We start from the raw sequence: 13,500 nt of genomic DNA, 5'->3' as shown, positions 1-13,500 counted from the left end.
GGGGGAATTGCTTCGCAAAGTTTCCGGAGCGTGGGCAGGATACTTTCCCCGGGCATCGTAAATAAAACAGATAAAAAAACTTCCGTCGTCGGCAGTTAGTTATTTTTGCATCCCGTAAGGCCACACGCAGCGCCGTGGGCCCGTAGCTAAATCCCCCATGAAATCCGCCTGGGTTTTCGTTTTCGGAATCGTTTTGACGCTGCTGGCAGGCCCCGCAGCTCCGCTGAGCGCCGCTTCGGTGTTGCCCGCTTCCGCAGCGGATACGGCCCTGGCCGAAGCCCCGGGTACGGCTACTGCTCCCCACTTTCTCGCGCCTCCTGCTTCTGATTTGCTGGAATTTTTCGATACCGAAGAATTGCAGGAAAAAGAAGCCGAGTCCGTTCCCTCCCCAGACAGGCCCCGCTGGTGGCCCACGGAAGACCGCGTGGTCTTCTGTTCTCCGTTGTGGGATATTGCGCTGTTGCTGCCCCGTGGCAAGCGCTACCTCCTCTTTCACGCCCTCAAGGTGTATTGTTAATTGCCCTGTGGCTGCCGCCGGGTAGGGGAGGGCTGATACTGTTGGTCCCCGCTCCCGTGCGTCCGCCTGGCCCAGACTGTTGGTCTGGCGCCCCACTGTGCCCCGCTTTGTAGCGTGGTCGACGGTGGATTTCGGGTGGTGCCGTTGCGCCCGCCCTCGAAGCAATTTTTCTGGTTTAAACAATACTGCCTTGAATAAGCAAGCTAAGGTCCCGCCCGTTCCCCAAGACGGCCTGGCGGGACTCAAGGAGAACTTTATCTCCGACCTGACTGCGGGTTTCGTAGTCTTTCTTCTCGCCCTTCCCCTGAGTTTAGGCATTGCCAAAGCCTCGGAATTTCCGCCGGTGATGGGGTTGGTGACGGCCATTTTGGGTGGCCTTCTGGCAACGTTCTTCGCGGGGTCCCGCCTGACGATCAAGGGCCCCGCCGCCGGGCTCATCGTCATTGTGGCCGGCGCAGTCAATGAACTGGGGGGTGGCATTCCCGGCTGGCAGCTGGCCCTGGGGGTAATGGTGGTGGCTGGCCTCCTGCAGGTGGGCTTCGGCCTGCTGAAGTTTGGCCGCTTCGTCGATTTCTTTCCCTTGTCTGCCGTCCACGGGATGTTGGCGGCCATTGGTTTGATCATCATTGCCAAGCAAATCCCCGTGTTGCTCAACGCGGATCCTGCCCTGGCCAAGGGCAAAGGCCCGCTGGAGCTCTTCGCCCACCTGCCCGATTTTTTCCTGCACCTCGATCCCCGGGTATCCATCATCGGCGGCGTCAGCCTGGCCATCATGCTGGGATGGCAACTGGTGAAACACCCCTTGCTGAAGCAAATCCCCGCCCCGCTGCTGGTGCTGCTCTTCGCCATTCCCGCCGGCATTTTCCTCGACCTGCGCAGCACCGCTCCGGCTTACACCTTGGTGCAGGTGGGCAACCTGGCGGAACAGGTGGGCTACCAGGTGGATTTTTCGGTCTTTCAGCACACGGTCGTCTTCATCAAATACGTCATCATGGTGGCGCTGGTGGGTAGCCTGGAGAGTTTGCTGACGGTGAAGGCCATCGATTTGCTCGACCCCTGGAAAAGGAAATCGGACCCCAATAAAGACCTCATTGCCGTGGGGGTCGCCAATACTGCGGCGGCCTTCATTGGTGGTTTGCCGATGATCTCCGAGGTGGCGCGCAGTTCGGCCAACGTTGCCCAGGGCGGACGCACCCGCTGGGCCAACTTTTTCCACGGCGTTTTCCTTCTGGGCTTTGCCCTGTTGGCTTATCCCCTGCTGGAGATGATTCCCAACGCCGCCCTGGCCGCCATGCTCATTGCCGTGGGCATCAAGCTGGCCCATCCGAAGGAATTTTTCCACGCCTACCACATTGGCCCGGAGCAGCTGGCCATTTTCGTCACCACCATTTTCTTTACGCTGTTCGAGGATTTGCTCATCGGGATTGCGGCCGGTATGGCCCTCAAAATCGTGCTGCACCTGCTGCGCGGGGCTCCGCTGAAAACGCTGTTCCGTTCCGGTGCCCAGCTCAGGACTACGGAAGAAGGCGTCCACATTCACCTCGGCAGCGCGGCGCTGTTTACCAACTACCTGGGCATCAAAAAGGTCCTGGATGCCGTCCCGGGCGGGCAGCAGGTAACCATCCACCTCGAGGATGCGCGCCTGGTGGATCACTCGGTAATGGAAAACCTCCATTTGTTCGCCGAAGACTACGCCCGCAGCGGTGGGCAGGTCCACTTGCTGGGCTTAGACCACCTAGCTCCCGTTTCTGCGCACCCGCTGTCGGCGCGGATCAGGCGTGCGGAAGGTGCCGTGGCGGGCAAGGCGGTAAGGAGCGGAGCAGAGGAACATTTTGACGCAGCGCACACCCTCCACGCGCTGGCCCACTACCTGCCCAGTCAGCTGGCCCTCAAAGATTTTGTCCACCACAATTCCCTCCACGCCTTTCAGGACGAAGCGTTCTTTACGGGGATTTTCAAGGCGGCCGAGGTCTTTGGCCTGAAGGTCACCCTGAACCTGAATGAATACCGCCGCCTGTACGACCTGGGCCGCATCCGTCCTGAGATCCTGCACCGCGTCCTGGTACAGGAAAAGGGGGAAGCCCTGGCCAGCATCTGGGAGACTAAACTGCGGGAATCCGATTACCAGACCGTTTACAACCCCCGCATCGGGCGGCTGCGCAGTTTGTGGCAAGACTACTACGCCATTGACCTGGATGGGCAGGTCCAACCCCTCCTCTTCCGCATCCTGGGCAGTTACCTCGATCAGGGTATTGCCCTGTGGCACTTCCCCTTCGAAGACCAGGGACTGCTCAAGGCCATCCGCACGGTGGAGGCCAGCAGCTACACCAGCTTTTTCCGCTCGCGGCGGGCGAAAGAATTGCTGTTGGACGAAGGGCTGGAGCTGCGGCAACTGCTCGATCTGGTAGTGGGCAACCCTGCCTTCTACGAGCAGTACCTCTTCGATCAGCAGTTTGCCCACAAGGGATGGAGCGGCTTTGTGGCCGCCGTGGAAAGTACCCCCGAAACCCTCCTGTACCACAAAAAAATCTCCCTCCACGACCTGGTGGTGTTGGAGCTGCTGTTGGAAATTGATGCCCTCGATACCCAACTGGGCAGCCGCTGGCAAGCGTTGGCCGCAGACCGGACCGATGTACCGGAAAGTTACTTCGCCCCCAGTCCGCTGGACGAACACCAGGAGGTACTCGCCCTCTGGCAAATGGCCTTTGAACTGGATTACTACGACGAAGTGCTCGGTGCCCTTCAACACGTTGCGGCCACGCCCCGGCTGGCGGCACCGGCCCGGCCCAGCTTCCAGGCCATGTTCTGTATTGACGACCGGGAAGACTCCCTGCGGCGTCACCTGGAGGAGGTGGACCCCAACTGCCAGACGCTGGGGGCCCCCGGCTTCTTCGGTGCGGCCATCTACTTCCAGCCCTTCGGCGGTAAATTCTACCAGAAAAACTGTCCGGCCCCCGTTACCCCCCGTCACCTGATCAAGGAAATTGAAGCGACCACCGAACGCGGTCAGGAACACTTCCATGGCAAGGCCTCCCATTCCTTCTTCCGGGGCGCACTGGCGGCTTTTTCGCTGGGTCTTTGGGCGGGTATCCGGCTTGTGCTCGATCAGTTCCGCCCCCAGATGCGCCCCGATATTGCCGATGCCTTCTCGCACATGGACATCAACGGCAAACTCCTGATCGAAAACGTAGACCCCGGGCACCGCGAAAACGGGGTGCAGGTGGGGTACACCGTCGCTGAAATGGCCGACGTGGTGGAGGGGCTGCTGCGCAACGTTGGCCTGACGGAGCACTTCGCCCCGCTGGTGTACGTAGTGGCCCACGGCAGCAGCAGCGCCAATAACCCCCACCACGGTGCCTACGATTGCGGGGCCTGCAGTGGCCGGCCCGGTGCGGTCAACGCCCGCGTCTTCGCCTTCATGGCCAACCACGCCGGGGTCCGTTCCCTGCTCGCCCAACGTTCCCTGCACCTGCCTGCGGGCCTCCAATTCATCGGCGGGATGCACGATACGGCGAGCGACGAAATCCGCTGGTACGATCTGGAAGTACTCCACCCCGAAAACGCTGCCCGCCACCGCGCCAACGTTGGGACCTACGAAAGGGCCCTGGACCTCAACGCGCGCGAACGCAGCCGCCGCTTTGCCTCCATTGACCATACGCGGGATATCCGGCGGGTCCGGCAGGACATCAAAAACCGCTCCGTTTCCTACTTCGAGCCCCGGGCGGAACTCGGCCACGGCACCAACGCGCTGTGCTACGTGGGCAGCCGTACCAAAATCAAGGGACTTTTCCTCGATCGCCGCGCCTTCCTCCAGTCCTACGACTACCGGCAGGACCCCACCGGCAGCACGCTGGCGCAGGTGATTGCCCCCCTGCCCATCGTCTGCGGCGGCATCAACCTGGAGTACTACTTTTCGCGAATGGACAACGAAAAAATGGGGGCGGGCACCAAACTGCCTTACCACGTGATGGGGCTGTTTGGCGTAGTTAACAGTGCCGATGGCGACCTCCGGACGGGGCTTCCGCTCCAGACGGTGGAAAACCACGACCCCGTGCGCCTGCTGATGATCATTGAGCAAGTGCCCGACATCGTCCTGGACGTCATCCGGGCCAACCCGGCCGTGTACGACTGGTTTGCGAAGGGCTGGATCCACCTGGTGGCTCTTTCCCCGGCCGACGGGCAGACCTACCTTTTTCGCGACGGCCGTTTTGCGCCCTACCGTTCGCTGAGTGCGCCCCGGACGAGCGCCGACATCCAAAAAGTCATCGTTGAGGCACCCACCATGGCTACGAATCACCTTTTGGACGCGACGCGGGAGAACCTTCCCGTCCACGTTTATCATTCTAAATAATTCGGGAAATGAGCCAATTACTTCCTTTCCTTATCCTTATCCCGCTCGTCGGGCTACTCATTGGCTTTGCTTTTTCCAACCGGGAGGAGCGGGCAATTTTTCTGGCGGCCGTCGTCAGTGTGGGGCTCAATCTGCTGGGCCTGCTGGGCCTGGCCGTGGGCTGGCTGGCGGGCGGCCTGGAGCCTTTGGATTACCGGGGCCCGGTGCTCTTCCGTGCCGAAGAGATGGAGTTTGACCTCAACCTGTTGCTCGATGCCTACTCGTTCAGCTACGCCCTGGTGGCTACCTTCCTGACTTTGCTGGTGCTGTTTTTCAGCCGGACGTACGTCCACCGCGAAAAAGGCTACAAGCGTTTTTACAACAACCTCAAGTTTTTCTACTTCGGCCTCATGCTGGTTTTGCTGGCGGGCAACCTCGAAGTATTGTTCGTGGGTTGGGAAGTGCTGGGGGTTACCTCCTTCTTCCTCATCGGGTTCTACCGCGAGCGATACCTGCCGGTGAAAAATGCCCTCAAGGTGGTATCGCTTTACCGGGTTGCCGATGTGGCTTTATTACTGGGCATCTGGATTACCCACCATTACTTCGGGCACAGCGTAAATTTTTTGGAGATGACGGGTTTGCACGATGCGCAGCCCCACATTCTCCAGCAGAACGTTTACGCTTACGCCATTCCGGGGCTGTTGCTGTTGGCGGCGCTCGTTAAATCGGCGCAATTTCCTTTTTCTTCGTGGCTGCCGCGGGCGATGGAGGGGCCAACTGCCTCGAGTGCCATTTTTTACGGCTCGCTATCGGTGCACATCGGGGTATTTCTGCTGATCCGTACCGCGCCGTTTTGGGAAGAAAACCTGGTGTTTCATTTCCTGATCGGGGGCGTGGGGCTGCTGACTTGTTTCGTCGCTACGGTTACGGGCAGTGTGCAGTCTTCGGTGAAAACGCAGATCGCTTATTCTTCCGTGGCCCAGATCGGGTTGATGTTCGTGTGGGTGGCGCTGGGCTGGTATCCTTTGGCCATGTTGCACTTTGTGGGCAATGCTTTACTGCGGTGTTACCAGCTGCTGGTTTCCCCCTCGGTGCTGGCTTACAAAATCCATGAGCAATTCTTTCAGTTCGAAGCGCCGGCGCAGCCGGGGACGTCTACGGTCTGGGACAAGTGGAAGCTCACCTTTTTCCAGCTGGGCATCAGGGAATTTAACCTCGATCGTTTTCAGTACAATTTCCTGTGGAACCCGCTGAAAAAGGCGGGGCGGCTTTTCGCTTTTCTGGACGACCGGGCGACCTACGTACTGGCCCTGCCACCGTTTCTGATGGGGCTTTACGCTGTATACCATCAGGAATTTCTGCCGGCCTGGTTGCTGGGTTATCTGCCGGAGGCCTTTGCTGCCGTGGGCTTGGTTTTCATCCTCAAGTCTTTCGTCGAGCGGGGGTCTGCTTTGACGAGTTGGGCGCTGGTGATCGTCAGCCAGCTCTACCAGTCTCTGGCTTTTGGCTTCAATGAAGAGTTTGATTTTACGCAGGTCCACATCTACCTCAGTGGTATTTTCACGGCGGGGCTGCTGGGCATCTGGTGCATCAATAAATTGTACCGGAGCGGAGAATCCACGCTGCTGAGCCGTTTCCACGGCCACGCCTACGAGCACCCCCGGCTGGCTTTCGTGTTCGTCATTGCTGCCTTGGGCCTGGCGGGTTTCCCGATTACGCCCACCTTCATTGGCGAAGACCTGATGCTGGGGCATATCCACGAAAACCAGTTGCCCTTGCTCATCCTCATCGTGCTGAACATCATCCTCGATGGCCTGGTCATTTTCCGCATCTACTCGCGGCTCTTCCTCGGGCCGCACGATAAAGGCTACCACGAGGTGGCGTATCGCTCGTCTTAAGGCCGCAATTTCTTCGCGCAGCGTATGCCATTGGGCGCGGCCGCAGGTGCTCCCCCCCGACCCCCCAAAGGGGGGAGTAGGTTGGCCCCCCAACCCCCGAAGGGGGAGGAGCGGGGGAAGTCCTGCCCTAGTCCTGGTCCCGCCGGATCACCCGTTTGGTGGCACCTGCCCCTGCGCCCGGCGGTCCATTAAATAACCTTATTTCCTCCGTCTTTTCCGGTCATCAGCGCCGGGAAAGGCGGAGGGATATTGCCCCTTTTTCCGTAATTAAATGATTTACGGTGGGCAAAAAAGCACTGCTTAAAACAATGAAAAATCTTCTCTTAAACCTCTTTTTTCTGCTGGCAATCCTGCCCTTGCGCGGGCAATCCGTCAGCCAGACCAATGCCTGGTACATGTACTTCGGCAACCACCAACTGACCGATAAACTGGCCCTGCACACAGAATACCAGTGGCGGCGCAGTGGCTTGATCAGCGAGTGGCAGCAGTCGTTGCTACGGGTGGGCCTGGACGTGAAAGTGGCCGATAAAACCACCGTAACGGGCGGCTACGGCTGGATTGTCTCCTATCCTTACGGCGAACAGCCCATCCCCCTGCGTTTCGGTGAACACCGTCTTTTTGAGCAGCTGGCCCTCAGCGGCGGGGCGGGGCGCTTTGGCTTTCATCACCGCTACCGGATTGAGCAGCGCTGGCTGGAAAACGTAAGCCTCGACGCCGCCGGCGAGCGGGTGCACGAGGGCTATCGCTTCAAAAACCGCGCCCGCTACCGCTTTTTAATCACCTACCCCCTGGGTAAACCCAAGCTGCAAGACCACACCTTTTTTCTGGCGGCCTACGACGAGATTTTCCTGGGCTTCGGCAACGGCATCGTGAAAAATATTCTCGACCAAAACCGGCTGTATGGCGCACTGGGCTACCGCTTCACCAAAGACCTCAACGTGCAACTCGGCTACCTCAATCACCGGGTAATTAAGGCCGACGGAGAGCGGCAGGAAAATAACCACACCCTGCAAACGGCGTTAACTTATAACCTGGATTTTCGGCGGAAGGAGTAAGGTGAATTTTCAGGCGCACCTCCGTTCTGGAGGGGCAAGGATGATTTGCCAGGGTTATTAAAAAAAGCGAAGTGCTTACCTTGGGCCATCAAAAATCACGGTTTCCCTGTGCCCAGACTTCCCTTGCTCCTCAGTCTTTTCCTCTGCACCTGCGTCAGCGCCCAGGTTCCCGACAGCTGCAAACTGGCCATGGGCACCAACCTCGGCGGCCTGGCCGATTGGGGGACGGAGCTGCCCTTCGTGGACCTGATGCGCAACAGCCGGGAGTGGTATACCAAGTCGGTCGGCGACCCGAATAGTCCCTTCAATTCGGGCTTCGCCGACCGCCTCAGCCTGCGGCCCGATGGCTATCCGACCCACGTGCCGCAAAGCGTGGCCGGATCGCCTTACCCCCAACACGTGGCCACGATCTGGGGCCGGACTGACGGCTGGCCCTTCGGCCAATACACCATTCTTTGGGAGGGCGACGGCGAACTGGATTTTTTCGGCACCTACGAAAATCTACAGATTACGGGCCCGCACCGCGCCACTTTCGACCTCGTCCGCCGCGTCGATGGGGTAGTGGAAATTAAGATTGTGCGCAGCAACGCCAGCGACCCCATCCACAACATCCGCCTGCTGATGCCCGGCGCGGAGGCCACCTACCTGGAGCAGCCCTTTAATCCGCTCTGGATCGAAAAAGTCGGGATTTTTGCCACCGTCCGCTTCATGGACTGGGGCTCCACCAACGGCTGGGGCACCCGCGACGGCGACATTGGCGACGGCAGCCTGACCGACTGGGCCGAACGCAGTCAGCCCGATTACTACACCTGGGCCCACAGCAAGGGGGTGCCCTACGAGATGATGGTGCGCTTTATGAACGACTACGACAAAGACGGTTGGGTCTGCGTGCCGCACACGGCCAGCGCCGAATACGTCCGCGAAATGGCCCGCTTTTTCCACGATAACCTGGAGCCCGGGCGCCACATCTACGTGGAATACAGCAACGAAATCTGGAACTGGATCTTCCCGCAAACGCACTGGGCCAACCGCTACGGCTGTGAAATCCCCGGCGTGCCGTGGCCGGAGGGCACCACGACGTTTATTCAGAATATGCTCGACGTCTGGACCGCAGAATTTGCTGCCGTGCCCGAAAGAACCAGCCGGGTAGTGGGCGTGCAGGCGGGCTGGCTGGACGTGGCGCAGCGCGTGACCTTCAACATCGATACCGCTTCGTTCGATTACGTTTCGCCGACCTATTACTTCGGCTTCAGCGACGAAGCGGAGGCGGAGCTCGACGGGCTGGGAACTAATGCTACGGCGGCGGATGTGGCCCGTCTGGCCCGGCAGTCGATGCCCCGCAGCTTTGCCTACGTTTCGGACATCAAAACGGAGGTGGCCGACCGCATCAACAAACCCATTGCCTGCTACGAAGGCGGGCAGCACCTCACGCCCAACCCCTTTGGCGTGGAACCGACGTACGCCCAGGCCCTGGTGGACGTGCAACGCGACACGGCGATGTACAACCTGTATAAGGAGTGGTTTGCGCGCATCCGCAGTTTGCAGCGCGGGCCCGATCCCTTGCCGCTGATGAACTTTTCTTTCGTTGCCAACCGCAGCGCGCAGTACGGCAGCTGGGGCCTGCTGGAGACGATGGACCAGGATACGGCGCTGATTCCCGCGCCCAAATACCGCGCGGTGCTGGAAGAAATGGCGGGGGATTGTGCGGGGCTGACCTCCAGTTTTGTACGGGATCGTCCGGTGGTCGAACTGCAGTTGTTTCCCAACCCGAGTCGGGGGCGTTTCACGCTGGCGGGCGTGGCGGAGCGGGTGACGGTGCAGGTGTTCAACCTGGCGGGGCAGCGGGTGTGGCGCGGGGAAATCCAGGAGCCGGCAGCTGGAATAGATTTGGGGGATTTACCTGCGGGGCCGTACGTCGTATTGGCGGTAGGGCAGGGGAGCGGCGGGCTTTATCGGGGGAAGGTGGTGGTGTTTTAGGGTGGAGGAGCCGATGGAGTGGAGCATGGAGTTAATTGGAGAGCTTGGCTGGATGGGGGAGTGGGCGGCCAGGAAATTGGGCAGCGTTTAGCAGGGCACTTTTTCGGTTTAATGACCACAATATTCCCCTGGGCGCGGCCGCAGGATGCCGGGCAAGTTGGAGGAGCTGGGGGAAGTTGGCGGCGGACTTCCCTGGCTATTTAATCCGTTGCTGGCACCTGCGGCCGCGCCCAATTGAGGAGGCGCTTCTGGCCCGCATTGTATCCTTCTGGCGGCCACGAACGGACCCCCTGGCCCGCTTTCCGCAGTTGAGCACACCACCGCAAGTTTCGGGGGGCACCTCTTCGCGGCCGCTTTGCCCCCGACGGGAGGTGCCACGGGCAGTCGCTACCCAGTAGCGCGCGCAAGTGTCTGTAAATCAGTATAATGGGTGCGATCATGCGCTCAATGCACGCAGGGGTCGGCTAAAAAAAGTAGGGAAGAATTTGCCCTAGCAGGTAGGTACAGGATGCGTTCGGCAACCCGCCACCGGTAATATTGAGCCTGGCTTGGCGTATGGCCGGGCTCGATCATACAAAATGAAACTGGTTAGCTATGAATGCATTTAACCCACCGAATTTTTTACGCTGCTCCTGGTTTTTAGGGCTTTTGTTAGCGGGGGGCACCCTCGTTGGTCAGCAAGCCACGGTGAGCGGCAAAGTGGCCGGAACGGATGGAACGCCACTCGTGGGGGCAACCGTCCAACAGGAAGACAGCACAACGGGAACCGTGGCGGATTTTGATGGCAACTACACCCTCACCGTGAGCGGCCCCAATCCCGTTTTGGTGGTCTCCTACACGGGGTACGAAACCCGCCGCGAGGCCGTGGCTGGCCGCAATACCATCGATTTTGTCTTAGACGATAACGCCTTGACCCTCGAACAAGTGGTGGTAACGGGCTACGGTTCGCAGAAACGCTCTGACATCACCGGCGCGGTGGCCTCCGTGAGCAGTAAAGACCTGGAGCAGGCGGTGTTCAACACCGTAGACCAGCTCTTGCAGGGCCGCACGGCGGGCGTACTGGTAACCTCCGGCGACGGTGCCCCGGGATCCCCCTCCACCATCCGCATCCGGGGGAACAACTCCCTTTCGGCGGACAACGGCCCGCTGTACGTCGTCGATGGCATTCCCATCACGGGCACGCCTACGTTTAACCCCCAGGACATTGCCAACCTGGAAGTCTTGAAAGACGCCTCAGCCACGGCCATCTACGGATCGCGTGGGGCCAACGGCGTTATTTTGGTTACCACCAAACGTGGTACCGCTGGCAAAACCGTTATTGAACTCGACGCCAATACCACCACTTCGACAGTACTTACCGACATCGAAGTGCTCAATGGGCAGCAGTACGCCGAATACCGCAACGAGGCCAGCCGCCTGGAGGGCCGGCCCGAACCCTTCCCCAACCCCGCCGAATTTGCCGGGCAGGGTTTTGATTGGCAAGACGAAATCATCACCGCCGGGCAGCGGACCAACGTTGGCCTCAATATCTCGGGCGGACAAGACAACGTACGCTTCTTCGTTTCCGGGGATTATTTGTTGGACGACGGCATCGTGCTGGACTCCCGCTTCAGCCGGGGGAACGTCCGCGCGAACGTAGACGTGGATGCTTTTAACGACCGGGTGACTTTCGCGGTAGGCTTCAATGCTTCCCACCGGCAGGGACAAAACGCGGTCTCCAACCTGGGCGGCTTTCCCTCCGCCCTCGGGCCCATCACCAATGCTCTGCTGGCTGAGCCCCTTGTGCCGAGCCTCACCTTCGCCGGCATGACCGCCGAAAACGAACAATTTTACAACCCCTACCTGGAAGTGACGGCCAAAGAAGACCGCAACTTCAACACCGACCTGCTGGGCAACATCAAAATGGACGTGAAATTGACGGACGATTTGACCTTTACCTTCAACGGAGGGGCCAACATCCGGCTGGGACTGCGGGAAACCTTCTTTCCCTCCACCGTGGGGCCGGGCATTTTATCGCGTGGCTCGGCAACTTCCAATTACGGCCGGGGCTATGATCTGACATCGAGCACTTACCTGAACTTCAATAAGACCTTTAACGAACGCCACACCTTTTCGGCAACGGCCGGACTGGAGTACAGCGAATTCAATAATTATTCTTCGAATACCAGCGTCTCCAACTTCGAACTGGAAATTCTGGGCCTCGATAACGTAGGTATCGGTACGGGCCTGAACAACATCGGGACGGGCCGCAGCCTTTCGGTTTTACAGTCGGGGTTCCTGCGGTTGAACTACAGCTACCTCGGCAAATACCTGCTTACGGTGACGGGGCGGGCGGATGGATCTTCGCGCTTTGCGGAGAACGAAAAGTGGGGATACTTCCCTTCGGCGGCCATTGGCTGGCGGGTTTCGGAAGAGAACTTCCTCAAAGGCAGCCAGACGATTTCCAACCTCAAACTACGGGCCTCCCTGGGGGAGACGGGTACGCAGTCCATCGCCCCTTACCAATCGCTGGCGCGCTACGGAACCATCCAGTACCCCGTGGGGAATAACCCTGCACTGGGCTTCGTACCCAATAGTGTGGAGGCACCCAACCTGCGCTGGGAAACCACGCGGCAACTCAATCTGGGGATAGACCTTGGGCTGTGGAACAACCGCCTGGAATTCATCTTCGATTACTTCGTCAAAACGACGGAAGACCTTTTGGCCAATACGCCCCTGCCTCCGCAGTCGGGCTTCGGCGGGGCGCTGGTGAACTTGGGAAGTATTGAAAACCGGGGCATTGAGCTGGGGGTCAACGCCTTCATCATCAATAGTCCATCTTTTTCCTGGAATACGGGCTTCAATTTTACGACCTACGAAACCACTGTCCTAGAACTTGGTGGCGATGGCGAGGTTTTCGGGCCCGCGATTGCGGCCAATTTTGGCGGCAATGCCCATATCTATCGGGTAGGGGAGGAGTTCGGGCAGTTTTTCGGACTCGTAACTACCGGCCTGATCCAACAGAGTGATCTCGACGCGGCCATGGAGGCTGGCGTGCCGCTGCCTGCTTTCAACAACGACCGCGAACTGGGACACTGGAAGTACGCAGACATCTCCGGCCCCAACGGCGAGCCCGATGGCGTCATCAATAATCTGGACCGGCAGGTGATCGGCAGCCCCAACCCCGATTTCATCCTGGGCTGGAACAACGACTTCACCTACAAGAATTTCTCGCTCAACATCTTCATCCAAGGGACGGTGGGCAACGACGTACTCAACGCCATCCGCCCGGTGCTCAACTCAGGCTTTGCCAACAACGAGTCTTACAAAAACCAGACCCTCGATTGGTACCTCAACCGCTGGACGCCGGAAAATCCGACGAATGACCCCCGCTATCCTTCCATCAACAGTGCATCTGCTCCGGTGGCTGATTTCATGATCGAAGACGGCAGTTATCTGCGCTTGAAAAACGTCTCGCTCCGTTACCGCATTCCTTTCCAGAACCGCGCCATTTCTTCGATCCAGCTCTACGTAACGGGCACTAACCTGATTACCCTGACGGAGTACTCCGGCTTCGATCCCGAGGTGAGTGCGTTGGGTAGTCCGCTGGCACCGGGTGTTGACCTGGGGGTGTACCCCCGGCAACGGGCCTATACTTTTGGTTTGAACGTCGGGTTCTGATGCCCACCCAGCAGCGCAGGCTGGCGCAAGGACGCTGGCTGCTCCGCTTCCTCTTCTCCCAAT

General features: G+C 59.3%; 6 protein-coding genes. All 6 read left to right on the top strand.

All coding sequences use genetic code 11. The features are described from left to right. Positions 1–157: 157 nt before the first annotated feature. The 6 genes from H9S92_RS20715 to H9S92_RS20685 all read left to right on the top strand — a co-directional run bounded on the left by H9S92_RS20715 (position 158) and on the right by H9S92_RS20685 (position 13,437). Positions 158–517 (top strand): hypothetical protein, encoded by a 360-nt coding sequence (locus H9S92_RS20715; RefSeq protein WP_187468611.1) that lies wholly within the window; start codon positions 158–160, stop codon positions 515–517. 190 nt (positions 518–707) lie between these two features. Further along, positions 708–4,868: a putative inorganic carbon transporter subunit DabA gene (locus H9S92_RS22070; RefSeq protein ID WP_222936191.1), complete on the top strand. Its 4,161-nt coding sequence runs from the start codon at positions 708–710 to the stop codon at positions 4,866–4,868. An 8-nt stretch (positions 4,869–4,876) separates the two neighbouring features. Beyond that, positions 4,877–6,745: a proton-conducting transporter transmembrane domain-containing protein gene (locus tag H9S92_RS20700; protein WP_187468610.1), complete on the top strand. Its 1,869-nt coding sequence runs from the start codon at positions 4,877–4,879 to the stop codon at positions 6,743–6,745. A gap of 308 nt (positions 6,746–7,053) precedes the next feature. Then, entirely contained in the window at positions 7,054–7,800 is a 747-nt protein-coding gene (locus H9S92_RS20695) for a DUF2490 domain-containing protein (protein ID WP_187468609.1), read from the top strand. 108 nt (positions 7,801–7,908) lie between these two features. After that, positions 7,909–9,777, top strand: a complete 1,869-nt coding sequence (locus H9S92_RS22730) for a T9SS type A sorting domain-containing protein (protein WP_187468608.1) — start codon at positions 7,909–7,911, stop codon at positions 9,775–9,777. Positions 9,778–10,371: 594 nt separating this feature from the next. Next, positions 10,372–13,437, top strand: a complete 3,066-nt coding sequence (locus H9S92_RS20685; protein WP_187468607.1) for a SusC/RagA family TonB-linked outer membrane protein — start codon at positions 10,372–10,374, stop codon at positions 13,435–13,437. Positions 13,438–13,500 lie beyond the last annotated feature (63 nt).

Source organism: Neolewinella lacunae, from assembly GCF_014349155.1.
Taxonomy (GTDB): Bacteria; Bacteroidota; Bacteroidia; order Chitinophagales; family Saprospiraceae; genus Neolewinella; species Neolewinella lacunae.
Note: the sequence above shows the minus strand (reverse complement) of the source record. Positions and strands in the feature narration are given on the sequence as shown.